This window comes from Hylemonella gracilis str. Niagara R (assembly GCF_000600295.1).
In the GTDB taxonomy this organism is placed as follows: domain Bacteria; phylum Pseudomonadota; class Gammaproteobacteria; order Burkholderiales; family Burkholderiaceae_C; genus Hylemonella; species Hylemonella gracilis_A.
Genome location: NZ_JEMG01000001.1, coordinates 2,153,776 through 2,180,216 on the forward strand (window position 1 = coordinate 2,153,776; position 26,441 = coordinate 2,180,216).

The 26,441-nt window shown below is 66.7% G+C and carries 20 protein-coding genes; 14 read left to right on the top strand and 6 right to left on the bottom strand.

Going from position 1 to position 26,441, the window contains the following annotated elements; genetic code table 11:
• Window positions 1-64: 64 nt before the first annotated feature.
• Window positions 65-556 (bottom strand): SsrA-binding protein SmpB, encoded by a 492-nt coding sequence (gene smpB, locus AZ34_RS09965; RefSeq protein WP_035607636.1) that lies wholly within the window; start codon window positions 554-556, stop codon window positions 65-67.
• Window positions 557-626: 70 nt separating this feature from the next.
• Between smpB and AZ34_RS09970 the strand changes: the two genes are divergently transcribed.
• The 5 genes from AZ34_RS09970 (at window position 627) to AZ34_RS09990 (ending at window position 5,503) form a co-directional block, all read left to right on the top strand.
• Window positions 627-1,079 (top strand): type II toxin-antitoxin system RatA family toxin, encoded by a 453-nt coding sequence (locus AZ34_RS09970; protein WP_035607638.1) that lies wholly within the window; start codon window positions 627-629, stop codon window positions 1,077-1,079.
• An 18-nt stretch (window positions 1,080-1,097) separates the two neighbouring features.
• Window positions 1,098-1,463: an RnfH family protein gene (locus AZ34_RS09975; RefSeq protein WP_035611404.1), complete on the top strand. Its 366-nt coding sequence runs from the start codon at window positions 1,098-1,100 to the stop codon at window positions 1,461-1,463.
• Window positions 1,464-1,608: 145 nt separating this feature from the next.
• Complete coding sequence (gene guaB / locus AZ34_RS09980; protein WP_035607639.1) at window positions 1,609-3,078, top strand: IMP dehydrogenase; 1,470 nt, start codon at window positions 1,609-1,611, stop codon at window positions 3,076-3,078.
• Window positions 3,079-3,156: 78 nt separating this feature from the next.
• Complete coding sequence (guaA, locus tag AZ34_RS09985; RefSeq protein WP_035607642.1) at window positions 3,157-4,776, top strand: glutamine-hydrolyzing GMP synthase; 1,620 nt, start codon at window positions 3,157-3,159, stop codon at window positions 4,774-4,776.
• Window positions 4,777-4,840: 64 nt separating this feature from the next.
• Window positions 4,841-5,503, top strand: a complete 663-nt coding sequence (locus AZ34_RS09990; RefSeq protein ID WP_035607645.1) for a class I SAM-dependent methyltransferase — start codon at window positions 4,841-4,843, stop codon at window positions 5,501-5,503.
• Here AZ34_RS09990 and AZ34_RS09995 read toward each other — a convergent pair.
• Window positions 5,478-6,209: a TetR/AcrR family transcriptional regulator gene (locus AZ34_RS09995; RefSeq protein WP_081767164.1), complete on the bottom strand. Its 732-nt coding sequence runs from the start codon at window positions 6,207-6,209 to the stop codon at window positions 5,478-5,480. The genes AZ34_RS09990 and AZ34_RS09995 overlap by 26 nt on opposite strands.
• A 69-nt stretch (window positions 6,210-6,278) precedes the next feature.
• Between AZ34_RS09995 and AZ34_RS10000 the strand changes: the two genes are divergently transcribed.
• Complete coding sequence (locus tag AZ34_RS10000) at window positions 6,279-6,998, top strand: SDR family oxidoreductase (protein WP_035607648.1); 720 nt, start codon at window positions 6,279-6,281, stop codon at window positions 6,996-6,998.
• A gap of 135 nt (window positions 6,999-7,133) precedes the next feature.
• Here the strand turns inward: AZ34_RS10000 and AZ34_RS10005 are convergent, their stop codons facing one another.
• The 3 genes from AZ34_RS10005 to AZ34_RS10015 are packed head-to-tail and all read right to left on the bottom strand — an operon-like array spanning window position 7,134 to window position 10,397.
• The gene (locus tag AZ34_RS10005; protein WP_035607651.1) at window positions 7,134-8,045 is read right to left on the bottom strand and encodes a Fe-Mn family superoxide dismutase; all 912 of its coding nucleotides are present in this window, start codon (window positions 8,043-8,045) and stop codon (window positions 7,134-7,136) included.
• Between the two features lie 10 nt (window positions 8,046-8,055).
• On the bottom strand, window positions 8,056-9,444 hold the full coding sequence (gene chrA, locus AZ34_RS10010; protein ID WP_035607653.1) for a chromate efflux transporter: 1,389 nt from the start codon (window positions 9,442-9,444) through the stop codon (window positions 8,056-8,058).
• Window positions 9,441-10,397, bottom strand: a complete 957-nt coding sequence (locus tag AZ34_RS10015) for a chromate resistance protein ChrB domain-containing protein (protein ID WP_035607656.1) — start codon at window positions 10,395-10,397, stop codon at window positions 9,441-9,443. Before AZ34_RS10015 ends, chrA begins: the two co-directional genes overlap by 4 nt.
• Window positions 10,398-10,575: 178 nt before the next feature.
• Between AZ34_RS10015 and AZ34_RS10020 the strand changes: the two genes are divergently transcribed.
• Window positions 10,576-11,430, top strand: coding sequence for a helix-turn-helix domain-containing protein (locus tag AZ34_RS10020; RefSeq protein WP_035607659.1), 855 nt, complete (start codon window positions 10,576-10,578; stop codon window positions 11,428-11,430).
• An 80-nt stretch (window positions 11,431-11,510) separates the two neighbouring features.
• On the top strand, window positions 11,511-11,969 hold the full coding sequence (locus AZ34_RS10025) for a VOC family protein (protein ID WP_035607662.1): 459 nt from the start codon (window positions 11,511-11,513) through the stop codon (window positions 11,967-11,969).
• 32 nt (window positions 11,970-12,001) lie between these two features.
• On the opposite strand, the gene AZ34_RS10030 is transcribed toward AZ34_RS10025, so the two are convergent.
• Window positions 12,002-20,557, bottom strand: coding sequence for a GH36-type glycosyl hydrolase domain-containing protein (locus AZ34_RS10030; RefSeq protein WP_035607665.1), 8,556 nt, complete (start codon window positions 20,555-20,557; stop codon window positions 12,002-12,004).
• Window positions 20,558-20,700: 143 nt separating this feature from the next.
• Here AZ34_RS10030 and AZ34_RS18310 point away from each other — a divergent pair, with 143 nt between their 5' ends.
• The 6 genes from AZ34_RS18310 to xylA all read left to right on the top strand — a co-directional run bounded on the left by AZ34_RS18310 (window position 20,701) and on the right by xylA (window position 26,415).
• Window positions 20,701-20,943: a hypothetical protein gene (locus AZ34_RS18310; protein ID WP_155831775.1), complete on the top strand. Its 243-nt coding sequence runs from the start codon at window positions 20,701-20,703 to the stop codon at window positions 20,941-20,943.
• Complete coding sequence (locus AZ34_RS10035; RefSeq protein ID WP_035607668.1) at window positions 20,940-21,152, top strand: cold-shock protein; 213 nt, start codon at window positions 20,940-20,942, stop codon at window positions 21,150-21,152. Before AZ34_RS18310 ends, AZ34_RS10035 begins: the two co-directional genes overlap by 4 nt.
• Before the next feature lie 114 nt (window positions 21,153-21,266).
• Window positions 21,267-22,280, top strand: a complete 1,014-nt coding sequence (locus AZ34_RS10040; RefSeq protein WP_081767165.1) for a trypsin-like serine peptidase — start codon at window positions 21,267-21,269, stop codon at window positions 22,278-22,280.
• 234 nt (window positions 22,281-22,514) lie between these two features.
• Window positions 22,515-23,561, top strand: a complete 1,047-nt coding sequence (locus tag AZ34_RS10045; protein WP_035607671.1) for a LacI family DNA-binding transcriptional regulator — start codon at window positions 22,515-22,517, stop codon at window positions 23,559-23,561.
• On the top strand, window positions 23,558-25,066 hold the full coding sequence (gene xylB, locus AZ34_RS10050; RefSeq protein WP_197026524.1) for a xylulokinase: 1,509 nt from the start codon (window positions 23,558-23,560) through the stop codon (window positions 25,064-25,066). The genes AZ34_RS10045 and xylB overlap by 4 nt, the downstream gene beginning before the upstream one ends.
• Window positions 25,063-26,415: a xylose isomerase gene (gene xylA, locus AZ34_RS10055; protein ID WP_035607675.1), complete on the top strand. Its 1,353-nt coding sequence runs from the start codon at window positions 25,063-25,065 to the stop codon at window positions 26,413-26,415. The genes xylB and xylA overlap by 4 nt, the downstream gene beginning before the upstream one ends.
• The last annotated feature ends 26 nt before the right edge of the window (window positions 26,416-26,441 follow it).

Consider the following 26,441-nt stretch of genomic DNA (forward strand, 5'->3'; position numbering starts at 1 on the left):
ACAAGAGCGTGCCTGTCTGGATGAACGCCCTGGCCCGGTCGTTTATTCCATCGTCTCGAAAAATTTAGCGACTTCGCTGCTTCATGGCGCGTTCCACCTCGCGCTTGCCCTCGCGCTCCTTGATGGTGTCGCGCTTGTCGTGCTCGGCCTTGCCCTTGGCCAAGGCGACTTCGGCCTTGACCTTGCCGTTCTTCCAGTGCAGGTTCAGCGGGACCAGGGTATGGCCCTTCTGCTCGACCTTGCCGATCAGGCGGCGGATTTCGTCCTTGTGCAGCAGCAGCTTCTTAGTGCGCACCGCGTCCGGCCGCACATGGGTGGAGGCGGTCTTGAGCGGATTGATCTGGCAGCCAATCAGGAACAGCTCGCCGTCGCGGATGACCACGTAGCCATCGGTGAGCTGCACCTTGCCCTCGCGCACGGCCTTGACCTCCCAGCCTTCGAGCACCATGCCGGCCTCGAAGCGCTCCTCGATGTGGTAGTTGAAGAGGGCCTTCTTGTTGTCGGCGATGCGGGCGGGAAGGGCGGTTTTGGCGGTTTTTTTCTTGTCGGTGGACATGCGTCTGTATGTGGGGCCTTCCGCGCAAAATTACAATCGCGCGGCGGAGCAGCAAGTAACCCCGCATTCTATGAAAACCGTGAAGAAGTCCGTCCTGATCTGGTTCAGCCCGCAACAGATGTTTGATCTGGTCACGCGCGTGGCGGACTACCCGCAGTTCCTGCCCTGGTGCGATCGTGCCCGCGTGATCGAGTCACGTCCCGACGGGCTGACGGCCGAAGTCGGCATCGCTTTCAGCGGCCTGCATCAGGCCTTCACCACCCGCAACACGCACCAGAGCGGTCCCGATGGCAACAGCGTGCACATGACCCTGGTGGATGGGCCATTTTCCCAACTGGATGGGCACTGGACCTTCACGCCCGTGGGTGGCAGCGACGCACATTGCAAGGTCGAGCTGACGCTGGAATACGGCTTCACCAACGCCTTGCTGGGCAAGCTGGTCGGGCCGGTGTTCGACAAGATCGCTGGCACTCTGGTCGACGCTTTCGTCAAGCGCGCCGAGCAGGTGTACGGGGCGACCTGACAGAAGCAGTACATGGGCATGGACACAACGCCCGCACCGACGCAGATCACCGTGGTCGTCGCCCAGGCGCGCGCTGCGAAGCAGGTGCGTGAACATCGGTTGACGCTGCCCGCGGGCGCCACGGTGGCGCAGGCGGTGGTGGCCTGCGGCTGGCCGGAGTTCCCCGCCGAGAGCCTGGCAGAACTGGCTGCGAGCGGCGCACTGGGCCTGTGGGGGCGCAAGACCACCCCCGACCATGCGCTGCGTGAGGGGGACCGGGTCGAGATCTACCGCCCACTGCGGGTGGATCCGAAAGTGGCGCGGCGCGAACGCTTCGCGCAGCAAGGGGCCAAGCGTGCGGGGCTGTTCGCGCAGCGCCGGGTCGGCGCAAAGGCCGGCTACTAGAAAAAAGAAGGGCGTAGGACGCAGAGGGCAAGCAGCGTGGTCAGGGCGGGCCCACCTGCGTCGGGGCCGGTGACAGGGATTTGCCGCTACCGCACAAATGGCAGCAGGACGCGCGGGTACAATGCTGTTTTTGGAGCCCTAGAACATGCGCCTTCTCGGTAAAGCGCTCACCTTCGACGATGTGTTGTTGGTGCCAGCGTACTCCCAGGTCCTGCCCAAGGACACTTCTCTCTCCACCCGCTTTTCCCGCAACATCGCCCTGAATCTGCCCCTGGTCTCCGCGGCCATGGACACGGTCACCGAGGCTCGCCTGGCGATCGCCATCGCCCAGGAAGGCGGCATGGGCATCATCCACAAGAACCTGACCGCCGCCGAACAGGCCGCCCAGGTCGCCAAGGTCAAGCGCTACGAGTCCGGCGTATTGCGCGACCCGGTGGTGATCAACCCCAATGCCACGGTGCGCCAGGTCATGCAGCTGTCGGACCAGCTCGGTGTGTCCGGCTTCCCAGTGGTGGACAACGGCAAGGTGGTCGGCATTGTGACGGGGCGTGACCTGCGCTTCGAAACCCGCTACGACCTGCCGGTGCGCGAGATCATGACACCGCGCGAGCGCCTGGTGACCATGCCCGACGGCACGACGCCCAGCGAAGCGAAGGCTTTGCTGAACAAGCACAAGCTGGAACGCCTGCTGCTGGTGAACGACGCCTTCGAGCTCAAGGGCCTGATCACCGTCAAGGACATCACCAAGCAGCTGAACTTCCCCAACGCCGCGCGTGATGCGGCCGGGCGCCTGCGCGTGGGCGCGGCGGTGGGCGTGGGCGAGGGCACGGAAGAACGCGTGGAAGCGCTGGTGAAAGCCGGCGTGGACGCCATCGTGGTGGACACGGCACACGGCCACAGCAAGGGCGTGATCGACCGCGTGCGCTGGGTCAAGCAGAACTACCCGCAGGTGGACGTGGTCGGTGGCAACATCGCCACCGGCGCGGCGGCGCTGGCGCTGGTCGAGGCCGGCGCGGACGCGGTGAAGGTCGGCATCGGCCCCGGATCCATCTGCACCACCCGCATCGTGGCCGGCGTGGGCGTGCCTCAGGTCATGGCCATCGACGGCGTGGCCACGGCCCTGCAGGGCACGGACGTGCCGCTGATCGCCGACGGTGGCATCCGCTACAGCGGTGACATCGCCAAGGCCATCGCGGCAGGGGCATCCACGGTCATGATGGGCAGCATGTTCGCTGGCACGGAAGAAGCGCCGGGCGAAGTCATCCTGTACGAAGGCCGCAGCTACAAGAGCTACCGCGGCATGGGCAGCATCGGGGCCATGCAGCAGGGCAGCGCCGACCGCTACTTCCAGGAATCGACCGCTGGCAACCCGCAGGCCGACAAGCTGGTGCCCGAAGGCATCGAAGGCCGCGTGCCCTACAAGGGCTCGGTGGTCGCCATCCTGTTCCAGATGGCTGGTGGCGTGCGTGCCAGCATGGGCTACTGCGGCTGCGCCACCATCGAGGACATGAAGAACAAGGCCGAGTTCGTGGAGATCACTTCAGCGGGGATTCGTGAGTCACATGTCCACGACGTGCAGATCACCAAGGAAGCCCCCAACTACCGGGCGAACTAAGCCGCCCTGAGACACAGGCCCGAACCCCATCACGGTGTTCGGGCTTTCTGTTTTTCAAGTCACATCCGTTTCAGCACCATGCAGCACCAGAAAATCCTCATCCTCGATTTTGGCTCCCAGGTCACCCAGCTCATCGCCCGGCGCGTGCGCGAAGCGCATGTCTATTCCGAAGTCCATCCCTGTGACGTGACGGACGCGTGGATACGCGACTACGCCAAGGACGGCACGCTCAAGGGTGTCATTCTTTCGGGCAGCCACGCCAGCGTCTACGAGGAAACGACGGACAAGGCGCCGCAGGCCGTATTCGAACTGGGCGTGCCGGTGCTGGGCATCTGCTACGGCATGCAGGCCATGGCCCATCAGCTCGGTGGCAAAGTGGAGGGCGGGCACAAACGCGAGTTCGGCCACGCCGACGTCCGCGCGCGCGGCCACACCCGCTTGTTCGACGGTATCCAGGACTACGCCACCCCCGAGGGGCACGGCATGCTCAAGGTCTGGATGAGCCACGGCGACAAGGTGACGGAACTGCCGCCCGGCTTCAAGCTCATGGCCTCCACGCCGTCCTGCCCGATCGCGGGCATGGCCGACGAGGAACGTGGCTTCTACGCAGTGCAGTTCCACCCCGAGGTGACGCACACGGTGCAGGGCCGGGCCATCCTCGAGCGCTTCGTGCTCGACATCTGCAAGACCCGGCCCGACTGGGTGATGGACGGTCACATCGATGAAGCCGTGCAAGCCATCAAGCAACAGGTGGGCGACGAGGAGGTCATCCTGGGCCTCTCGGGCGGCGTGGACTCCTCCGTGGCCGCCGCACTGATCCATCGCGCCATTGGCGACCAGCTCACCTGCGTCTTCGTGGACCATGGCCTGCTGCGCCTGAACGAAGGCGACATGGTGATGGAGATGTTCGCTGGCAAACTGCACGCCAAGGTCGTGCGCGTGGACGCCAGCGAACTCTTCCTGCGCGAACTCGCGGGCGTGAACGATCCCGAGCAGAAGCGCAAGATCATCGGCCGGCTGTTCGTGGATGTGTTCAAGGCCGAGGCGGAGAAGCTGAAGGCCGCGCGACCGGGTTCCAAGGGGGCGACCTTCCTGGCCCAGGGCACGATCTACCCCGACGTGATCGAGTCCGGCGGCGCCAAGAGCAAGAAGGCCGTCACCATCAAGAGCCACCACAACGTCGGTGGTCTGCCCGAGCAGCTCGGCCTCAAGCTGCTGGAGCCACTGCGCGACCTGTTCAAGGACGAGGTGCGTGAACTCGGCGTGGCCCTGGGCCTGCCACACGACATGGTCTACCGCCATCCCTTCCCCGGCCCGGGCCTGGGCGTGCGCATCCTCGGTGAGGTCAAGAAAGACTACGCGGACCTGCTGCGCCGCGCCGATGCCATCTTCATCGAGGAACTGCGCAACTTCAAGGACGAGAAAACCGGCAAGACCTGGTACGAACTGACCAGCCAGGCCTTCACCGTCTTCCTGCCCGTCAAGAGCGTGGGCGTGATGGGCGACGGCCGCACCTACGACTACGTCGTGGCCCTGCGCGCCGTTCAGACCAGCGATTTCATGACCGCCGACTGGGCCGAGCTGCCCTACGCCTTGCTCAAGAAGGTCAGCAGCCGCATCATCAACGAGGTGCGTGGCATCAACCGCGTGACCTACGATGTAAGCAGCAAGCCACCGGCGACGATCGAGTGGGAGTGAGTCCCTTTTCGAGCGCGCATGATGTGCCGATTCCTTGTCCCGGCACGCGCCGCGGCGAGCCAGCATGAGTACCTCCGATAGCCCCGCACCACGGCACAGCTACCTGGATGGCCCACCGAGACAGGTGCCCGGCCTTGCGGGTCTGCATCGCATGGTTGGCTTGTTGCTGGCCGAGCGCGTGCCCGCCAACGGGCAGGTGCTGGTTCTCGGCGCTGGCGGCGGCATGGAGATCAAGGCGCTCGCCGACGCCCATGCGGGATGGCGGTTCGACGGCATCGACCCCTCGCGGGAGATGCTGGACCTCGCGGCGCAGACCGTTCAAGCGCACGCCCAACGGATGGCCTGGCATCAGGGTTACATCGATGCGGCACCGTCGGGGCCCTACGATGGCGCGGTCTCATTGCTCACGTTCCACTTCATTGCGCGAACGCAACGTCTGGCCACGCTGCAGGCCATCCACCGCCGCTTGAAACCTGGCGCGCCCTTGGTCGTCGCGCACATCAGCGTGGCGGAAACCGAGCCGGAACGGTCGCTCTGGCTGGCGCGTCACGTTGCGTATTCCGCGACGCCGCGGCACGAGGCTGAGCACACCATCTCCGCCATGCGAACCCGGCTCAGCATCGTGGCGCCGCAAGCCGAAGAAGCCTTTTTGCGAGAGGCCGGCTTCCATGGGGTGGAGTTGTTCTACGCAGGCTTCAGTTTCAGAGGGTGGGTCGCTTACGCCTAGCGTGCGGCGCGACGCGGGCTCGTGCAGCCTCGTGGCCGCCATCCGCTGCTGGGATCTGCCTGCCACGGCGTGCGGCAGGCAACCGCTTCTCGGCCAGGTAGGCTCGGCACATGAGGCTCAGTTGCCCACGCAGCGCATCGACCGCCAAGGGCGGCAGATTGCGCTCGAATGCGTTGCGCACGGCGCCGAAGATCACGGTCAGCAAGGTCAGCGTCACTTCCTCCACATCGGCGAAGCTGGCATCCGATGCGGTGGCCAGCATGGCTTGGGTCGCGGCATCCACCCGGCTCGCGAACGCGTCGATCATGGCTTGGTTGTCCAGCTCCGCGACCGAACGGTACAGCGCCCGAGTGACGTCCGCGCGCTCGGTCTTGGCGGCCCAGTACGTGTCGATCAGCGCTTCCACCATGCTTTGGAGCGGGGCGCCGCGCAGGGTCGCGCAGGTGGTTTCTATCTTGCATGCCAAGGCCACCAGATAGCGCTCATTGAGCGCGTAGACCAAGGACTCCTTGTTCGGGAAGTACTGGTACATCGTCCCGACCGAGACCCCGGCACGTTCGGCCACGCGGGTGGTCGTGAGCCGATGCATGCCCTCGGCCACCAAAAGCTGAATGGTGGCTTCAAAAATGGCGTCCAGCGTGACCGCCGCGCGGGCCTGACGCGGCTTTTTACGCGGGTTCAGAGAGGGGCGGGTGGGGGTGGCCAAAAAGCGAATTCCATAACCGAACAATGCTTCATATATTAACGCCACCTGTTTTTGAAAGGGACTTCTCTCATGAGCACACAACGCATCGCCCTCGTCACGGGCGCCAACAAGGGCATTGGTTACGCCATCGCGCAACAGCTGGCAAAGGCTGGCGTGCGCGTGATCCTCGGAGCCCGGGACGCCCAGCGCGGCCAGGCCGCGGTGGCCTCATTGCGGGCCCAGGGCTTGGAGGTCAGCGCCGTCGCCCTCGACGTCACCGATGAAACCAGCATCTCGGCTGCGGCGGCGGTCATCCAGGCCGAACACGGCCGTCTGGACATCCTGGTCAACAACGCAGGCATATTCGATCCGGCCGACGCCCCTCCCAGCAAGGCGTCTCTGGCCGCCGCGCGCAGGACCATGGAAACCAACTTTTTCGGCGTGCTGGCGGTGACTCAGGCCATGCTGCCGCTGTTGCGCGCCGCCCCGGCGGGGCGCATCGTCAACCTGTCCAGTTCACTCGGCTCCCTGACGCTCAATGGCGACCCGAGTTCCACCTACTACGCGGCGCAGTACATCGGCTACAACGCCTCCAAGGCGGCCTTGAACATGCTGACGGTGCAGCTCCACGAGGAACTGAAGGCAACGGGTGTGATTGTGAATTCGGTCAGTCCGGGCTTTGTCAAGACCGACCTCACGGGGTACGGAACGATGACGCCGGAGGAGGGCGCCAGACTGCCCGTCCAGTTTGCGCTGGAGGGCACGGAGTCGGGGCTGTTCTTCGAACCCGGAGGCCGCACGCCCTGGTGACGTCGCGCCCCGAGGGGGCAAGTGGCCCGCGTGCAGCACAGGGCATCCACCGCAAGTGCCAGGTCGTGAGCGGCAAGCCACCAGCCACGAAAGCTGGGCATTCCCCCTGGGATGAACCACTGCTCCGAACGGGGCTCAGGGCCGCGTCTTTTCTGACAGCAATCGGCCTGCAGCCTGCCAGCCCTCGATGCCGCCGCGCAGGTAACGCGCCTGCAGGCCGGCCGCGCGCAGCCGCATCGCGGTGGCGCGGCTGACCTCGTGGCCATGCACGCAATAGACGACCACGTCCCGGTCGGTGGGACATTGCGCCGCCCAGGTGGATACCGCGGCCGGGTCGCGCCAACGCGCGTTGGGGACCATCGTGCGGGCCTGGTCGAAAGCCTCGGTGCGGCGCACGTCGAGCAAGCAGGCGTCGCCGATCTCGTCCGCGTCGACGCCCAGGGGCTCGCTGGCCGCCAGCACCGCCTGCTGGTAACGCGCGTGGACGGCGGCCCAGTCGATGTTGGCCATGAAAGCATCGACATAGGTGCTGGCCGCTGCGCCATGGTCGAGGTGGTAGGCGTGCTCGTACATGTCCAGCGCCAGCAGGGGCATGCCACCGGCCAGTACATGCGTGTGGTCGGCGGCCCACTGATTGACCAGCATGCCCTCGCGCGGCTGGAACATCAACAGCACCCAGCCCGAGCCACCGCCCAGCGCCTTGCCCATCGCGGTGAATTCCTCGCGCCAACGCTCGACGCTGCCGAAATTCGCGTCCAGCGCGAGTTTCATCGCAGGCGCCATGGTCACTCCATCCCCGCCCAGACCGCCGAAATACAGCTCGTGCAACAGCATCGAATTGGTGGCGATCAGTTCCTCGCGCTTCAGACCGTTGAGCAGGAAACCCCGTGCGGCCCCAGGCGCCATGGCCACCAGCTGCGCTCGGATGGCGTTGAGCCGGTTGACAGCGCCGCCGTAGTTGTTCTGGTGGTGGCTCGTGATCAGCCGGGGCGATAGCCCCCGCAGGGTCGACGGGTCGAATGGAAGATCCAGGGGGCGGGCGTCCATGCGGTTTCTTTCAGCGCAGCGTTGGAAGCAGCCAGCTCACCGACAGCCCGATGGCCGCGCAGGCACCGAGCAGCGGCATCACGCCGACCTTAAAACGGAACAGGGCCACCGTGGCGGCGGCACCGATCAGCGCCGAGGGCCAATCGAAATGCCCGCCGAAGCCTTGTGGCCACAGGACGTGGTAAGCGAAGAACATCGCCAGGTTCAATATCACACCGACCACCGCCGCCGTGATGGCCGACAGCGGCGCGGTGAAGCCCAGCTTTCCGTGCGTGGCCTCGACCAAGGGCCCGCCGGCGAGGATGAACACGAACGACGGCAAGAAGGTGAAGAAGGTGACAACGGTGGCCGCCAATGCGCCGCCCAGGAACAGTGCGTCGGGCCCGAGCACCTGCTTTAGCCAGCCACCGACGAAACCGACGAAGGCCACCACCATGATCAGGGGGCCCGGGGTCGTCTCACCGAGCGCCAGGCCATCGATCATCTGCGGTCCGCTCAGCCACTGGTGCTGCTCGACCGCGCCCTGGTAGACGTAGGGCAGCACCGCGTAGGCGCCGCCAAAGGTCAGCAAGGCGGCCTTGGTGAAGAACCAGGCCATCTGCGTCAAGGTGGCTTGCACGCCCTGGGTGCAGACCAGCACGACCATGACCAAGCCAAACAGGCCCAGGCCGGCGATCAGTACGCGAAGCAGGTGGCCACGGGAGAAGCGTGCGTGCGCGGGCGTGGGCGTGTGGTCGTCGATCAGCGCCGAACCATGCTGGGCCTGGGCGCCGTCATGCCCGCCGCCGAGGGCAAACACCTGTGGCCAGCGACGCGCACCGAACCAACCGATCAGCCCGGCGGCCACCACGATCGCCGGGAAGGGCGTGTCGAACGCGAAGATCGTGACGAACGAGGCCAGGGCGATGCCCCACATCCAGCGGTTCTTGAGTGCCCGCGTGCCGATGCGGTGCGCCGCGTGCAGCACCAGCGCCGTCACCGCCGGCTTGAGGCCGTAGAACAGGCCGGCCACCAGGGGCACGTCGCCGAAGCGCAGGTAGATCCAGCTCAGGGCGATCAGGATGAAAAGTGCTGGCAGCACAAAGAGCGCACCGGCCACGATGCCGCCCCAGGTGCGATGCATCAGCCAACCGATGTAGGTGGCGAGCTGCTGCGCTTCGGGTCCGGGCAGCAGCATGCAGTAGTTCAGCGCATGCAGGAAGCGGCGCTCGCTGATCCAGCGCCGGCGCTCGACCAGCTCGGCATGCATGATCGCGATCTGCCCGGCAGGTCCGCCGAAGCTGATGAAACCGAGTTTGAGCCAGAAGCGGAAGGCCTCGGCGAAGCTGACCGGCGCGGGCGGCATGTCGGGCGCAGCCTGCTGGGCGTCGTCGGGTGAGGGGCGTGCCGTGGTGCTCATCGAGAAGGTCCAGGTGCCGCGAGCAGCGCGTCGAAGATCGCCGCTGCCGCGAGGGTAAGTTGATCGTCGTCGGTGTGAACCTCGCGCAGACCCGACAGCACGGCTTCCAGCCCGGCAGCCTCGGGCACGGGGATTCCGCCAACATCCAGGAAGTGCACCACCCGCGCGATGGCTTGCAATCGAGCATCGGCATCCAGGCCGAAGCTGGCCATCAGCACCTCGAAGCTGACACGCGCGCCGACATGCGTGAAGCGAGCGCCGTCATAGTCAAAACCGAGCGCGCCTCGCGGCGCAGGCGTCGTTGCAGCGGGATCGGCCAGCCACAGAAAGCGTGCCTCGGGATCGATGAAGCGCAGGATCAGCCAGGCGCAGGCCAGTCGATCCACCCAGGGACGGGCACGCGTGGCCCAGCGCTTGCCGCGATACTTGCGTGGGTCCAGCAGGGGGATGTTGTGGGGGGCGCGCGCGACCGGCTCACCCCGCGAAAAGCACGCGTCCAGCGCCAGCCGCAGTTCCTCGAGCTCCGCGACCGCCTGCGCGGCGGCGTCGCCCGGGTAGTAGTCGATGCGACGCAGCGCCTGCAGGGCTTCCGCCACACCACGCCAGCGCTTGCGCGCCTCCACCTCTTCCAGCTCAGGTAAATCGGCCTGCAAGGACTGCGCGAGGCCGCGCCACTGCGCATAGGCCGGCGCGCGATCGAACAAGGTCAGCACTTCGCGTCGTACCTCCTCCTGCGCCGACGAAAGTTCCAACACCATGGCCAGACCGCCATGGGCGCGGACCTCCTGCGCGATCGGCGTGAACAGCTCGGCATGGGCTTCGGGGAGCAGGTACACCCCGTCGCGCAGTGCACCGCAGCCCAGGGTTTTGAGCGCGCGCCAGACCCGCAGGCGCACTGCGCTGGGCTGGGTCGGCAAGGTCAGACAAAGCATGGACCACATGCTTCGCAGCATACCGATCAATTTGTAATAGTCAATTCATTACGAGAATTAGTTGTTTCATTCATTGATGCCGGGTTTTCCCGGCTTCGACCTCTCATCCATGCAGGCGCCTGCCTCTGAGTCGGTCTTGTGCAGTGTTGGATGGAGAGGGGTTGCGGTGTCCACCATCCTCCACCGCTAAGATCTGGCCATGGCGACGTTGCACCGTGCCCCCGTTCCCGCGCTGCGCGCCTTGGTGGCCACGGTCTGGGCGCACGATCCGTCGCCCGGGGCTCCCGCATCGCCAGGCGCACGCGAGCATGTGCTGCCCACCGGGGCCACGCACATCGCGCTGCGCCTCGACGGCCCGCCCTTGCGCATCTACGCGCACGCCGCTGACCCGCTCGGTCAGCAATTGGGTCATGCCGTGGTGGGCGGCGCCCGCACGGTCCATCACCTGCGCGATGTGTCGCAGCCCTCGGCATCGGTGGGCGCGATGCTGCGGCCGGGCGCGGCCAGCGTGCTGCTGGGCGCGCCTGAATCCACGTTGGCCGGGCAGCACACTCCGCTGGACCAGTTGCTGCCAGCGAGCGAAGTGGCGGCCTTGTCGGAGCGCTTGCGGGCTTGTGGCGATGGGGCGAGGCGGCTGGCCTTGTTCGAACACTGGTTGTTTGTCCGGGCTCGGGGCCGGCCCGTGGTGCTGCATCCAGCCTTGATCCAGGTGCTGCAGCGCCCCGCGCATCCTGGGCAGCGGGTCGCCGATCTGGTGCGCGCCAGCGGCCTCAGTCATCGCCACTGCATTGCGCTGTTCCGTCAGGTCACCGGGCTCACGCCTGGCCAATGGCTGGCGCTGCAACGCTTCAACCAGGTGCTGGGACGGGCAGTCCAGCCCCTGGCAAGCTGGTCCGACATCGCGGCGGCCTGCGGTTATGCGGACCAGGCGCATCTGGCGAACAGCTTCCGGGACATCACGGGTTTGACGCCCAGCGCCTGGCGGCGCCAGATGGACCCGGTCGAACCGCGTCATGTGCCGCAGGTGCTCGAACCGCGGCCACGCCCCCCCTGAAATCAAGGCAGGTCAATTTCCTGCAAGACGCGGTGGCCTGCCCACGCCAGAATGCCGCATCACACCGACCAGGAGTTGCCATGACCATCCACGAGCTGTATGCCTACCTGTGCGTGCGCGATGCACGCGCCGCGATCGATTTCTACACCCGTGCCTTCGGCGCGCGCGAACTGTTCCGCCTGACCGAACCTTCCGGCCGTGTCGGCCATGCCGAGATGGATTTCGGCGGCCACACGCTGATGCTCTCGGAGGAATATCCGGAGCTGGGCGTGCGCAGTCCCGAGGGCTTGGGCGCCTCGCCGGTCACGCTGCACCTGCACGTGGACGACGCGGATGCATTGATCGCACGCGTGGTGGCGGCGGGTGGCACGCTGAATCGTGCGCCGCAGGACCATTTCTACGGCGAACGCTCCGGCACCGTGCGCGACCCCTTTGGTCACCGCTGGCTGATCGGGCACGCCATCGAATCGGTCACCCCTGAGGAGATGCAGCGCCGTTACACCGCGCTGTTCAGCGCCGCTTCGGTCGGGCAGGCTTAGAGATGCTCAGTCCCATGTCCACCTGCGGCGACCTAGACAAGCAACTCCAGACGGTGTGATCCACCATCGAGCCGGATGCGCACGCCGCCCGGTTCGCAGGTAACGGCCGCACCGTCCAGCAGGGCATGCATGCCGCCCTCTTCGCTGGCCGATGCACGCCGCACCTGGATCGCGCATTCGGTCGAGAGCACACGCAACGTGGCCTCGAAGCCGGGCCAGCTTGAGGGCAAGCAGGGGCTGAGGCGCAGCCAGTCTCCTTCGCGCCGCAGGCCCAGGATGCCCTCAATGCCCGCGCGGTACATCCAGCCGGCCGAGCCCGTGTACCAGGTCCATCCACCCCGTCCCACATGGGGTGCCACGGCGTACACGTCGGCGGCCATCACATACGGTTCGACCTGGTAACGCGCGACCGCCGCAGGCGTCAGCGCGTGATGGATGGGATTGACGAGGTCGAACAGCGTCGTCGCCTGATCGCCGTCACCCAGCTGGGTAAACGCCAGGGCGGCCCACATGGCCGCATGGCTGTACTGGCCGCCGTTCTCGCGCAGTCCCGGTGGGTAGCCCTTGATGTAGCCCGGATCCCGCGCCGTCTTGTCGAAGGGCGGCGCCAGCAGCAGGGCCAGCTTTTCGTCAGGGCGAATCAGATGCCGCGCCAGTGATGCCATGGCCGTGGCCGCGCGTCCGGCGTCGGCGGTGCCACTGAGCACGGCCCATGCCTGGGCGATGGCGTCGATGCGGCACTCCTCATTGGCGCTGGCGCCCAGCCAGCTACCGTCGTCGAAGGTCGCGCGGCGGTACCAGGCGCCGTCCCAGGCCTCGCGCTCGATGGCTGCACGCACGGATTCCGCATGAGCCCGCCAACGGCCAACGCGCGCCGCGTCCCGACCCTGCGCGAGCGGTGCGAACAACGCAATCGTGCGCACCAGCAGCCAGGCAAGCCACACGCTTTCGCCTCGGCCGCCCGCGCCGACCCGGTTCATGCCATCGTTCCAGTCGCCCGTGCCCATGAGCGGCAGGCCCAGGGCACCGGTGAGTTCGATGCACTGGTCAAGACCGCGCGCGCAGTGCTCGAACAGCGAGGCGGCTGGTCCGGCGGCCGTGGGCAGGAAGAAGGCATCGTGCTCGCCCGCCTGCAGGGCCGGGCCGGCCAGGAACGCGACTGGCTCGTCGAGCACCGCGGCATCGTGCGTGGCGTTGACATAGGTCGCGGCGGCGAAAGCCAGCCAGACGCGATCGTCCGAGATGCGGGTTCGCACCCCCTGGCCCGAGTGGGGCATCCACCAGTGCTGGACGTCGCCCTCGACGAACTGGCGGCCCGCCGCGCGCAACAGGTGTAGCCGCGTCTCCTCGGGCTGCGCGAAGGTCAGGGCCATGCCGTCCTGCAACTGGTCCCGGAACCCATAGGCGCCGCTGGCCTGGTAGAAGGCCGAACGCGCCCACAGCCGGCAGGCGATGGTCTGGTACAGCAGCCAGCCATTGAGCATGATGTCCATGGCGCGGTTGGGCGTCTTGACCTGAACGGCGCCTAGCGTGCGCTTCCAGTAGTTCGTGACCTCCGCCAGCACGGCGTCGAGGTCTGCCGCCCGGTAGCGGGCGATCAAGGTTTTCGCGGCTTCCTCGGAAGCACCTTGGCCCATCAGGGCGCGTAGCTCGATCGACTCGCCGGCGGCCAGTTCCACGACACATTGCAAGGCCGTGCACGGGTCCAAGCCGGCCCCCGTGGCGCCGCAAAGCGGCTCTTCCCGGAACAGGGCCGCAGGCGCGCCCAGGCCGCCATGGCGTCCCAGGAACTCGGCACGGTCCCCTGTCCAGGTCGTCTGCCGGCCGCCCAGGTCGGCGAAGGCCACCCGGCCCGGAAAAGCGACACCCCAGGGCCGGCGGACCAGCATCGCGCCGCTGGCCGGGTCCAGGGCGGTGACGACGCCGGGCGCCGAGGCTCCCCGTGAGGTTCCCAATACCCATTCGACATAGACCGTCACCGACAGGCGGCGCGCCCGGCCCGATCGATTGCGCAAGGTCATGCGCGAGATCTTCACAGGGTCGTCCAGCGGCACGTACTGCAGCAGTTCGAGCGCGATGCCGTGCGCCTCATGCGCGAAACGGCTGTAGCCCCAGCCATGCCGTGCCTCGTAGTCTCCACCGTCGCGCCTGGGCTGCGCCGTCGGCGACCACACCATGCCGCTTTCAAGATCCTTCACAAAAAAGGCCTCGCCGGACGGATCGGTCACCGGGTCGTTCGACCAAGGGGTGAGCTGATTCTCGCGGCTGTTCTCGCACCAGGTGCTGCTGCTGCCTTCGGCGGACACCTGGAATCCGAAGCCGGGATTGGCGACCACATTGATCCAGGGCTGGGGCGTCGTCTTTCCGGCCGAGAGATGCACCACGTACTCCCGGCCCCCGTGCGCGAACCCCCCGAGGCCATTGAAGAACTCCAGATTCCCGGAGGAGGGCTGCTGCGCCGAAGCGGTATCCGTGAGCAACGGCAAACTCTGGGGCGCGGGCAGAGCGGGGCGGCCTGGGTCTTTCATTTCAGCGGGAAGAAGACGAGCCAGTCCATCAGCGATGGGGCCGTGACGGGCGATGAGCTCGACCCGCGCGGCCGACCGCAGCAAGCCGCAGGCCACACGCCCGATCAGGTCCGCGCGCAATGCGTGGACCACTCCCTGCGCGAGACCCTCCTCAAGGCGGCGTCCCGACGGACTGCTGCGCACGGACGCCTCGATCGCGACTTGCAAGTCCTGCACATAGGAGGCGGCGCGTTCGTTGAGGATCACCAGATCGACCGCGAGTTGCTTCATGTGCCAATACTCATGGGCCCGCAGCAACTGGCGCACCTGGTTGATGTCCTCGAGGTCGTCGATGCGCAGCAGCACGATGGGAAGGTCGCCAGAGATCCCATGGGCCCAGAGGCCCGACTGTGCCCCGGCTTCCCGCCGGAGGAGTTCCGGCGAGGCACGCAGGCGCCGGTCGGTGTAGAGGATTGGCGCCGCCAGGCGCTGGAAATCGGCCGCTTCTTCCGATCCCATGCCCAGATGCCGCAACTGGACCTGGGCCTGCGTCCAGGCCAGCGTGGCGGCCCGGTCGAATGCGCTGCGGTCATGGTGCTGGTCGATCAGATCCAGCAATTCGTTCCGACTCGGCGCGACGACGGTCCAGAACGCGATCGATGCCGTTCCCCCCGGCGGGATCAGCACGCGCTGGCGCAAAGAGAACACCGAATCCAGCACGCAGCCCACGGTGTTTGACAGCGGCCGGCCGTCCTGGATGGCGGAGGCTGACGCCGCATCCCGGCCACGGCCCAGAAAACGGGCGCGATCGGACTCATGCTGCGGCTCGGCCGTGATTTTTCCTTCCACGACGGCGAAGTGCGCGGCCCATATCCGCGGTTCATCTGGCGTGCGTGGGCGGCGGCTCGCGATCAAGGCCCCGAATTCCGGCAGGTATTCCGTCAACATGAAGAGCTTGGAGAAGGCAGGATGCGCCGTGTCGGCGGAAGGCGGGGCCAACACCAGCTCGGCATACGAGGTGACATCCAGTTCACGCGCGCGCCAGCCGCCGTTGGCCAGTGACAGGCGTCGAACCTCGCAGTCATCCTCTCCGGAAACCAGCACGTCCAGCGTCGCGCTCAGGCTGCCGTCGCGGTGCACGAAGCTCGCCTTGTCCTCGCTGAACAGCACCTCGCCGGGTCGTGCAAGGGCGGTCATCGGTTGCGGACTGGCGGACCAGGCCTGCCCGCTGCGCACGTCGCGCAGATAGACGAAGGATCCCCAGCAGTCCCGGGTCGTGTCCTCGTGCCAGCGTGTCACGGCCAGCCCTCGCCAGCGGCTGTAGCCGCCGCCCGCCGTGGTCAGCATCACGCTGTAGCGTCCGTTGGACAACAGATGCGTGATGGGCGCTGGGCCGGTCAAGTTGGTGGACAGGTAGCGCGCCGTCGGCGCCTGCACCTTGATGTCCTCACGCAAGGTTCTGACTTCCTCGGCGCGCGGGTGCTCGACCACCACATCGCGCGGCATGCGCTCCTGCAGCAAAAGCTCGCAGGCCTGGATCATCGGTTCTCGGTGAAAGCGCGCGCGCATGACGCCATCCATCAGGACATTGGCCAGCGCCACGATGGTCATGCCCTGGTGGTGGGCCATGTAGCTGCGCACGACCGCCACTTTCTTGCCGTCGGGGATGCGCGACTGCGTGAAGTCAAGCGCCTCACAATAGCCATGCCGGCCCAGCCCGCCCCAGGCGGCGAGACGGACGTGGTTGAGACAGGCGGCCACGGGATCCACCATGGCCGCCAGGCTGGTGGCATAAGGCGCCACCACCCGATCTTCGGCCAGACCGCGCTTGAGCCCGAGGCCGGGCACGCCGAAATTGGCGTACTGGTAGGTGAGTTCCAGGTCGCGGGCGTTGTAGGCCGACTCCGAGATGCCCCAGGGGATGCCGAGGCAGTGCCCGTAGTCCACCTGCCGCTGCACCACCAGCCTGTTGGTCTGTTCGAGCAGGCTGCCGGCGGGCGCGCGCATCACCAGCGAGGGCATCAGGTACTCGAACATGGAGCCGGACCAGGAGATCAGCGCGGCCCTCCCGCCGATCGAGGTGGCGGCACGGCCGAGGCGGAACCAGTGCCGTGTCGGTGCATCGCCCTTGGCGATGGCGAACAGGCTGGCCAGGCGCGCCTCCGAAGCCAGCAAGTCATAACAGCCGGTGTCCAGCCGCTGGTCGGCCAGTGAATAACCGATGGACAGCAGACGCCGCGCGGGGTCCATGAGAAAGGCAAAGTCCATGGCGAGCGCCATCTCGCGCGCCGTATCGGCAAGCGACTGCAGCCGGTCGGCCAGCGCTTGCGGTTTTTGCGCCTGCGGCCGATCTCGCGCATGCGAGGCAGCTGAGCGGCCCACGGCGTCGATCCAGAACACCAGGTCCGTCGCGTCGTCCTGCCGAGACGGCCACAAGTTGCGTGCGGTGTGGGCCGCTTTCGCGGCCAGGCGTTCCAGCACTGGCGCGATGGCCTCGACACTGCGCGGCCCTTGCAATTGCCCCAACATGTCGGTCATCTGCATGCGCAAGCGAGCCGCGGGTCCGCCCGCATCTTCGGGCAGCATGGCCACGGCCTGGAGTGCCAGTTGCAGCGCGTCGTCCATGCCGACCCTGGCCGCTGCCGAGGGCACGCCATCGCGCCATTCCTCGCAGGCATTGGCCAGCGCCACCAGATGGCCTGCCAGGTTGCCACTGTCCACGGACGAGACATAGGGAGGTTCGAGCACGCGAAGATCCGCGGTACCGTACCAGTTGAAGAAGTGGCCCCTGTGCCGCGGCAAGCCACGCAAGGTGGTCAGCGTGGCCTCCAGGCGCTCGACCGTGTCCAGCGTGCCGGCCCAGCCGAAATCACGCGCGGCCACGGTGGACAGCAGATAGAGCCCGATGTTGGTGGGCGAGGTGCGCCGCGCCAGCACCGGCTGCGGGTCTTCCTGGAAATTGTCTGGCGGCAGCATGTGGTCCGCCGGGGTCACGCAGGTTTCGAAGTAACGCCAGGTGCGCCGGGCCGTCAGGCGCAGGGCGTGGATGTCCGCCGGACACAGCGCCTGCCTCCGGGCCAAGGCGGGCGGCTTGCTGGACCACAAGGCCAGCGCCGGCGCGGCGAGCCACAGCAAGGCGAAGGGCCAAACGAGCAAGGCGGTCGCCGCCGGCACGGCTACCAGCACGCCGATCGCCAGCGCCAGGCCCACCGTCGTGCCCGGGGCCATCTGGCGATAACAAGCCGCCAGGCCAGGACGGGTGCGCTTGCCCGACTGCGCGCTGCTCGTCCATTCGAGCAGGTGCCGTCGCGTGACGAACAGGCGCCCCAGGGTGCGCGCGATGGCGTCGCCCATGCGCCATGCCTGATCCACCAGAAAGGCCAGATTCAGACCCAGTTGGAGCATGGCCAGCCTCAGGTCGGTCGTGAATGCGCCGGTGTGGCGACGCATGCGGGCGCCTGGGCGACGCGGCCAGATGCCGACCAGCAAGGGCAGCAGCATGGGAAAGCCGACGCAAACCAGCACCAGCAGCACGGCCCAGGGGGCCACCGCCGCTGGCAGCAACCAGGCGCAGACCAGGGCCAGCAGCGTAGAAGGCGCCTGCAGCGAGCGCCGCAGGTTGTCGAACATCTTCCAGCGACCGATGGGGGGAATGGCGTGCACGCCGTCCTGGCGCCCGAACAGCCACGGCAGCAGTTGCCAGTCGCCCCGGGTCCAGCGATGCTGGCGCGCGGCCGCGACGTCGTACCGCGCTGGCGCCTGCTCGATCAGTTCGACGTCGGTGGTCAGTCCGGCGCGCGCGAAGACCCCCTCGAACAGGTCATGGCTCAGCATCGTGTTGTCGGGCACCCGGCCCCGCATCGATGCCTCGAAGGCGTCGATGTCGTAAATGCCTTTGCCGGTGAAGGAGCCTTCCCCGAAAAGATCCTGGTAGACGTCCGACACCGCCGTCGCGTAGGGGTCCATCCCGGCGGGACTGGACGATATCCGCTGGTACACGGACCCCTCCTGGCCCATGGGCAGCGACGGCGTGATGCGCGGCTGAAGAATGGCATACCCCCCCACGACGCGCTGTGACCCGGCATCGAAACGCGGCTGACTCAGCGGGTGGGCCATCTTTCCGACCAGTTTCAGCACCGCGTCGCGCGGCAGCCGCGTGTCGGCGTCGAGCGAGAGCACGTAGCGCACGCCATCCGGGACCACCAGCGGGGCTTCGCCGGACGCCATGAAACTGGTGTCGGTCGCACCGCGCAACAGCCGGTTGAGCTCATGCAGCTTGCCGCGCTTGCGCTCCCAGCCCATCCACACGCCTTCGGACGCGTTGTAGATGCGGCGCCGGTGCAGCAGCATGAAGCGCGGGCCCGCGGGCGCCGGACCATGGCGCCGATTCAGCGCCGCGATGCCTTCGACGGCGACGGCCAGGAGCGCCTCGTCCGAGGACAGACATTCGCGGTCGGCATCCATGCCGTCGGTCAGCAGGGCCAGCACGATGTCACCGCCACCGCTGGAAAGATAGTGGACTTCCAGCCGTTCGACCTGCTCCAGGAGATCGTCTTTTCCGGTCAACAGCGTCGGTACGGCGACCAGAGTGCGCAGCGACGTCGGCACGCCCTCCACGAGCGCCAGGCCGGGCAGGGCCACGGCGCCAAAGCGCCAGACCACCAGGCGGTTGACGAGCGACGCCACCAGTTCCGATGTCGGCAACAGCAAGGCCAGCAGCCATAGCGCCAGAACGCCGGCATGACTGGTGGCATGGCCGCCGTCGATGGCCGGCAGGATGACCAGCACCCAGGCCAACCCGAGCAGAAGGGCCGTCACCCCGGTGATCGCGGTGGCGTAGGCGGCAATGCCCTGAAAGCCTGGCCAGCGGCCCATGCGCGTGCGCAGCGTGGGCCTGTAGCCGACGGCCTGCTCCAGGGCGACGCGGCCTTCGGCAATCAGGTGGTAGCCAGGATCTTCGACCCGTGCCCGCTCGCGTGCATCGACGCGCGCGGCGCCCGCGGTGCGCCCGGCCAGCAGGGTCCGCTCGGCGACTTCCAGCTCCGAGCAAGGCGAGCCACGCGCCAGATGCTCGATCGCGCCGCGATAGCGGTCGCGGGTCGGGAAGTCCATGGCCGCAAATGCGCTGCCCGCGCGCAACTTGGCATCGACCGGGCTGACGCTCTCGAAAAATTCCTGCCAGTCGATGTCGGAGATCAGCCGCAGGCTGGTGATCGCGTTTCGCACCGAGATGTTGGAAGCGCCCAAGCGTTGCTGCGCATGCGCGACGACCTCGTCGATGGAGGCCCCTTGCTGGGCCAGCCGCTCTTCCAGCCATCCCAGCGCCGGCATCACCAGTGGATCCCGGTCTCGCAAGCGCTTGGCCAACTGCGCGGCGAAAAGCTCGGACAGCGGCTGCGGCGAGCGCAAGGCGATGTCTTCTTCGAGCGCGGCACGCGCGCTGCTGCTTTCGATCAGGCGATTCGCAAGCCTGTCCGCATCCGCGCGAGCCACGCAGCCCGCCGTGATCTGGTCGGCAAGGCGACGCAGGTTTTCGATCAGCACGATGCGCAGCGTGATCGCAACCGCCCACAGCTCGCCGATGGTCAGTGCTTCGACCTGCTGGTAGGAAACGATGAACCGTCTCAGGATGTCGGTGTCGAGGTGGCTGTCGGTGTGCGCGACGAAGGCCCAGGCGATCCCGAAGACGCGGGGGTAACCGACGAACGGACCCGTCGTCAACTTGGGCAACTGCCGGTAGTAGTTGGCTGGCAGATCGGCACGGATTTCACGGATCTGCTGCTCGATCAGATGGTAGTTGTCGAGCAGCCATTCGGCAGCCGGTACCCCACGTCGCCCCGCTTCGAGTTCGTTCGCGCTGGTGCGATAGGCGAGGAGCAGCACCCGCGCATTGGCATCCAGCCGTCGGTGCAATGAGGGAACCGGCAAAGGCCTGGAGGCCACGGGCTGGGCCAAGGCCAGGCTCTTGGCATGCTGTTCAAGCCGATCGGCCCCGAAGAGTTCCTCGCGAACAGGTGCCTGGTCCATCCAGAAAGGAGGCGCTCTGCACGGAGCGAAGATGCGAGACAGCAAAGCATTCATGGGTATCCAGTCCGACAGTTTCTTGCACGCTACTCCTAATCGGCCCCGGTGTCCGGGCGGAGCAGCACGTCGGATGATCGATTCGCGCGTGGCGGTGAAGCAGGGCCTGGCCACGCTGCGACCATCCAAGCACCATCGCGGCCATGGGTTTCGCGACCCCAGCGATGGACCATCCCGAAAAACATAAGTTCGGAAAACGCGCACGCAAGCCGCATAAGGTGTACTATGGCTTCGTTGAAATGTGCAAGGCCATCATTGCCTCGGTCTTTATTCGCTTCCCCGGATTCTTCCGGCGGCCGTGTCAAACTTCCCTCGATGATTTTCTTGGCGTCTCTTCCCCGGGCGCGCTTTTGCGTTCTGGAAACTTCGAAAGGAAATCACCATGACGACACAGACCGGAACCGTGAAATGGTTCAACGAAGGCAAGGGCTTTGGCTTCATCGCCCCCGATCAAGGTGGCAAGGACCTCTTTGCCCACTTCCGTGAAATCCAGGGCGGCGGCTTCAAGACCTTGACCGAGAACCAGCATGTGCAGTTCGAGGTCACCGAGGGTGCCAAGGGCCCACAAGCCTCCAACATTCGTGCAGTGAGCTGATGCGCCTGCAGACCTGAGGGCCCCATCGGGCCAACGGGTCCAGCCACTCGGTTTGCACCGATGGCTCGAAGCGCGGCTTGTCCGCGCTTCTTTTTTTGGGAAGGCGCATGTGCCATGAAGAATCTGCAGGAAGCCACGGAGCGCATCTGCGAGCTCAAAGGCAGCCTGGTCGCCCTGGACGCCTTGCTACCGGCGCTGCTGGAAACGCTGCCGCCGACCGCGCACGCCGCACTGACGCGTTCGTTCGAAGCGCATGCCGAGGCGGCGCGAACCGTCATGCTGAACACCACCATGTCGGACCATGTGATGGCTGCGTTCGAGCGCGACGTGGTCAGGACACGCGCGGTGCTGGCCGGCACGCTGTCGCCCCAGCGGGTGCCGGATTCGCGCCACGCGGTCGAGGCGGTGCTGTTGGCGACGACGCATATCCGAACCTTCCGGGGATCGCATCTGTCGACAGGTGCCAGCGGGTTTTTCTTTTGCCGCGACGAGCGCCTGTTCCTGGTGACGAACCGGCATGTCTTTCTCGACGAGCCGAGCGTCCATCTTCCGGACCGCATCGAGATCGAGTTGCATACCGATGACAGCGATCTGCGGCAATACGCGACTTTCTCGATACCGCTGTACGGCAACGGCCTGGCGCTGTGGCGGGAGACCACCGACACGGCCGGTCCGGTGGATGTCGCGGTCATCGAACTCCAGGCCGACCGCCTGCCCGCAGGCGCGGTGCTGCAGGCCTTCGACACCGCGCACCTGGCTTGCGAGGAAGAAGACGTGGCCATCGGGGACGCGCTCATGGTCATCGGCTTTCCGCTGGGGTTCCATGACACGGTGCATCACCTGGCCGTTGCCCGCAGCGCATCGATCGCTTCCGCGTATGGGGTGCGCTTCCAGCAGCAGGGCTATTTCCTGACCGACGCCAGGACGCACCGCGGCAGCAGCGGCGCGCCCGTGCTGCGCCGCAGGAGCGGCCAAGGTGGCAGTTCGTCGCTAGCGACCTGGCAGTTGCTTGGGGTGCATTCCACGCGCATGGACATGCGGACCCGAGATCAGGTCCAAGACGAGTCGCTCGGACTCAACTGCGCCTGGTATGCCGACGTCCTGATGGTGCTGACCGAGCCAACATAGTTCCGCGCTCGGGATGGCTGGCGTTGGATGGGGCTTGTCATTTCTGCAAGCGCCATGCCGCGATGTGATTGGCCTGCCGGTCAGTCCTATTGCCGCAGCATCATGATGCTGACTTGCGAACCTCATTTTTCTCCTTGAAGAATCTCTTCATCCTTCATAACGCTTGAAAATCAACTCTATTTCATCGCGTAAACCCCGATCGTGATTTTGAGGTTCGAACCTCAAAATTTCGCCATGTCAGTCAAATCGGATGCTGTCCCCGGGCGCGCCACGCTCAGCGACGTGGCGCGCGAAGCCCAGGTCAGCCTGGCCACCGCGGACCGCGTGCTGAACCATCGCGCCGGGGTCCACGCCAAGTCCATTGCCCGCGTGCACGAGGCGGTGGCGCGCTTGAACTACCGCCCTGACCCTGCGGCTGCACGCTTGGCACGCACGCGCTCGCACCGGGTGTGTTTTGTGCTGCCTTCGGGGGACAACCCCTTTGTGGCACAGCTGCAGTCCGAGCTGCACGCCAGCCGGCCATGGTTGGAGGATCACCGCGCCAGTGCCGAGACGCTGAACGTGGATGTCTTTGAGCCCCAGCGGCTGGCCGATCTGCTGCGCTCCCTGCAGGACCGTTGCGAAACCGTCGTGGTGATGGGCCTGGACCATCCGCTGGTGCAAAGCGCCATCGATGAACTCGTCGCGCATGGTTGCGGCGTGATCACCCTGGTCTCCGACGTGCCACGTTCACTTCGGCATGTGTATGTCGGCATCGATAACGTGGCCGCTGGGCGCACGGCGGCCACCCTGATCGGTCGGTTTGTAGGTCACGTGGCGGGGGAGGTGGGCGTGATCGCCGGTAGCCTGTCCTTGCGTGATCACGCGGAGCGCAACCTGGGCTTCAACCAGGTCATGTCAGCCGAATACCCGCAACTCACGGTGCTCCCCACCCTGCAAGGCAAGGACACCCCTGCGCTCAACGAGTCACTCGCGCGCCGGCTGCTGAGCGAACACCCGCAGTTGCGCGCCATCTATTGCATCGGCGCGAGCAAAGGGATATCCCTGGCCCTCAAGGCCGAAGGCCGCGCGCGGGACGTGGTGTTCGTGGGGCATGAGCTCACACCAGGCACGCGCGCCGATCTGCTGGATGGCACCCTGGCCGCCGTGATCAACCAGGACGCGGGGCATGAAATCCGTTCAGCGCTGCGCCAGGCGCTGGCGCGTGTGACGCATGAGCCGTTGCACGCCGACCAGGAACGGATTCGCATCGATGTCTACGTGAAGGACAACTTGCCATGATCACGCTGGGCATTGATCTGGGCACCTCCGGCGTCAAGGCGCTGCTGCTTGAGGACGAGCGGCAGGTCGCCGTGGCGAGCGCGCCGCTGACGATCAGTCGCCCGCACCCCGGTTGGTCCGAACAGGATCCGGCCGACTGGTGGCGCGCCACCTGCGACTGCCTGGACGCACTCAAGGCCGAGCATCCGCGTGCCCTGGCGGCCGTGCGGGCCATCGGCCTGTCAGGCCAGATGCACGGCGCCACGCTGCTGGGCGCCGATGACGCAGTGCTGCGCCCTTGCATCCTCTGGAACGATGGTCGCAGCGAAGCCCAGTGTGCCGAGTTGGAGCGGCCTGAATTGCAACTGCGCCAGCGCGCCGGCAACCCGGCCATGCCGGGCTTCACCGCGCCCAAGCTGCTCTGGGTGCGCCAGCACGAACCCGAGGTGTATGCGCGGGTGGCCAGGGTCTTGCTGCCCAAGGCTTGGCTGCGCTGGCAGCTCTGCGGTGAGTACGCCGAAGACATGTCGGACGCCTCGGGCACCCTGTGGCTGGACGTCGGTGCCCGGGCCTGGAGCGCGCCGTTGCTGGCGGCCTGCGGGCTCGACGAGCGGCACATGCCACGCCTGGTCGAAGGCACGGTGCCGACGGGGCGCTTGCGCGCCGAATGGGTGGCGCGCTGGGGCTTTGAACAAGCCCCGGTACTGGCCGGTGGCGCAGGGGACAACGCAGCCGGGGCGGTCGGTGTCGGCGCAGTCACACCGGGCGACGCCTTTCTGTCACTCGGCACCTCGGGTGTGTTGTGGGCCACCACAGCCGGCTTCGCGCCCGCGCCCGACCGCGGCGTGCATGCCTTTTGCCACGCCGTGCCCGGCACCTGGCACCAGATGGGCGTGATGCTCTCGGCAGCGGCCAGCCTGTCCTGGTGGGCCGGTGTCAGTGCATGTTCCGAAGCCGATCTGCTGCGGGAAGTCGAGGCGGACACAAACATGAACAGCGCGGGCGAGGGGGCTTGCTGGTTCGCCCCCTACTTGTCGGGTGAACGCACGCCGCACAACGACGCGCTGCTGCGCGGCGGATTCGTCCATCTGTCGGCCAGCACACGGCGTGTCGACATGACACGCGCGGTCCTCACCGGGGTGGCCTACGCCTTTCGCGACATGCGCGACGCGCTCGCGGCCGCAGGCACCCGCATCACCGAGGCGGACCTCATCGGCGGTGGGGCACGTTCCGATCTATGGAACCAGACGCTGGCCGACGTGCTGGGCCTGCCCCTGCACCAGGTGGCCGGCTCCCAGCATGGCTGCGCGCTCGGCGCGGCGAGGCTCGCACGCGTGGCGGCCGACGGCGGACGCCTCTTCAGCAAGCCGCCGCGCCAGCGTTCCTACCTGCCCGATGGGCACGCGGCGCACCGGCATGACGGTGCCTTCGAACAGTGGCAACAGCTCTACGGACGGCTGCGGCAACTGCCTGCGCCAGCATCGGCTTTGCCATCTTCTCTTCCCACGACCACGGAACCCGCATGAAAAACGAACCCTCGGGCGCGCGGCGCACCGCGTACTTCAGCTTCCCGCAAACCCTGGCCTACCGGGGCCCGGACTTCGTGCCCAGCGCGCAAGAGCCTCTGGCCTACCGCTACTACGACAAGAAGCGCGTGGTGCTGGGCAAGACCATGGAGGAGCAGTTGCGCTTCGCCGTCTGCTACTGGCACAGCTTCGGCTGGGGCGGCACCGATCCCTTCGGTGAACCGAGCTTCCGGCGGCCCTGGCACGCGGCCGGCGATCCGATGGCGCAGGCCGAGCTCAAGGCCGAGGTGGCCTTTGACCTGTTTCGCCTGGTCGACGCGCCGTTCTTCACCTTCCACGACCGGGACATCGCGCCCGAAGGCGCCACGCTGGCCGAATCCAACGCCAACGTGCGCCGCATTGGCGAGGTGTTCGCCCGCAAGATGCAGGACACCGGCGTGCGCCTGCTCTGGGGCACGGCCAACCTGTTCTCGAACCGGCGCTACATGGCCGGCGCGGCCACCAACCCGGACCCCGAGGTCTTCATGTACGCCGCGGCCCAGGTGAAGAACGTGCTGGAACTCACGCATGAACTCGGAGGTGCCAACTACGTGCTCTGGGGTGGACGCGAAGGCTATGAGACCTTGCTCAACACCGACCTGAAGCGTGAGCTGGCCCAGCTCGGCCGCTTCCTGAACCTGGTGGTGGAGCACAAGCACAAGATCGGCTTCAAGGGCCAGATCCTGATCGAACCCAAACCCGCGGAACCGACCAAGCACCAGTACGACTACGACGTGGGCACGGTCTACGGCTTCTTGAAGGCCCATGGACTGGAGAAAGAAGTGAAGGTCAACCTGGAGCAGAACCACGCGCTGCTGGCAGGCCACACCTTCGAACACGAGATCGCGCTGGCGGGGGCGCTGGGCATCTTCGGCTCATTGGACATGAACCGCGGCGACGAAATGCTGGGCTGGGACACCGACCAGTTCCCCAACAATCTGCCCCAGGTCGCGCTGACGATGTATGAGGTGCTCAAGGCTGGCGGCATCGGGCAGGGCGGGCTGAATTTCGATGCCAAGCTGCGCCGCCAGTCCATCGATCCGGATGACTTGGTATGGGCCCACGCCACCGCCATGGACCTGTGCGCGCGCGCGCTGCTGGTGGCCGAGCGCATGCTGAACCACGGCGCGCTGCCACGCCACGTCCAGGACCGTTATGCCGGCTGGGACAGTGACAACGGCCGCGCCATCCTGCAAGGGCGGCGTTCGCTCGAAGACCTGGCGCGCGAGGTCGAGGCGCGCAGCCTGGAGCCGCAACCGCGCTCGGCGCAACAGGAGCGCCTGGAGCACCTCGTCAACAGCTATTTCTGACCACAAGCGGCAACCCGCAATAAGGA

Bases quoted from the DNA above. Each gene is read 5' to 3' on its own strand.
- smpB (WP_035607636.1), bottom strand. From the start codon at position 556: ATGTCCACCGACAAGAAAAAAACCGCCAAAACCGCCCTTCCCGCCCGC.
- AZ34_RS09970 (WP_035607638.1), top strand. From the start codon at position 627: ATGAAAACCGTGAAGAAGTCCGTCCTGATCTGGTTCAGCCCGCAACAG.
- AZ34_RS09975 (WP_035611404.1), top strand. From the start codon at position 1,098: ATGGACACAACGCCCGCACCGACGCAGATCACCGTGGTCGTCGCCCAG.
- guaB (WP_035607639.1), top strand. From the start codon at position 1,609: ATGCGCCTTCTCGGTAAAGCGCTCACCTTCGACGATGTGTTGTTGGTG.
- guaA (WP_035607642.1), top strand. From the start codon at position 3,157: ATGCAGCACCAGAAAATCCTCATCCTCGATTTTGGCTCCCAGGTCACC.
- AZ34_RS09990 (WP_035607645.1), top strand. From the start codon at position 4,841: ATGAGTACCTCCGATAGCCCCGCACCACGGCACAGCTACCTGGATGGC.
- AZ34_RS10000 (WP_035607648.1), top strand. From the start codon at position 6,279: ATGAGCACACAACGCATCGCCCTCGTCACGGGCGCCAACAAGGGCATT.
- AZ34_RS10005 (WP_035607651.1), bottom strand. From the start codon at position 8,045: ATGGACGCCCGCCCCCTGGATCTTCCATTCGACCCGTCGACCCTGCGG.
- chrA (WP_035607653.1), bottom strand. From the start codon at position 9,444: ATGAGCACCACGGCACGCCCCTCACCCGACGACGCCCAGCAGGCTGCG.
- AZ34_RS10015 (WP_035607656.1), bottom strand. From the start codon at position 10,397: ATGCTGCGAAGCATGTGGTCCATGCTTTGTCTGACCTTGCCGACCCAG.
- AZ34_RS10020 (WP_035607659.1), top strand. From the start codon at position 10,576: ATGGCGACGTTGCACCGTGCCCCCGTTCCCGCGCTGCGCGCCTTGGTG.
- AZ34_RS10025 (WP_035607662.1), top strand. From the start codon at position 11,511: ATGACCATCCACGAGCTGTATGCCTACCTGTGCGTGCGCGATGCACGC.
- AZ34_RS10030 (WP_035607665.1), bottom strand. From the start codon at position 20,557: ATGAATGCTTTGCTGTCTCGCATCTTCGCTCCGTGCAGAGCGCCTCCT.
- AZ34_RS18310 (WP_155831775.1), top strand. From the start codon at position 20,701: ATGGGTTTCGCGACCCCAGCGATGGACCATCCCGAAAAACATAAGTTC.
- AZ34_RS10035 (WP_035607668.1), top strand. From the start codon at position 20,940: ATGACGACACAGACCGGAACCGTGAAATGGTTCAACGAAGGCAAGGGC.
- AZ34_RS10040 (WP_081767165.1), top strand. From the start codon at position 21,267: ATGAAGAATCTGCAGGAAGCCACGGAGCGCATCTGCGAGCTCAAAGGC.
- AZ34_RS10045 (WP_035607671.1), top strand. From the start codon at position 22,515: ATGTCAGTCAAATCGGATGCTGTCCCCGGGCGCGCCACGCTCAGCGAC.
- xylB (WP_197026524.1), top strand. From the start codon at position 23,558: ATGATCACGCTGGGCATTGATCTGGGCACCTCCGGCGTCAAGGCGCTG.
- xylA (WP_035607675.1), top strand. From the start codon at position 25,063: ATGAAAAACGAACCCTCGGGCGCGCGGCGCACCGCGTACTTCAGCTTC.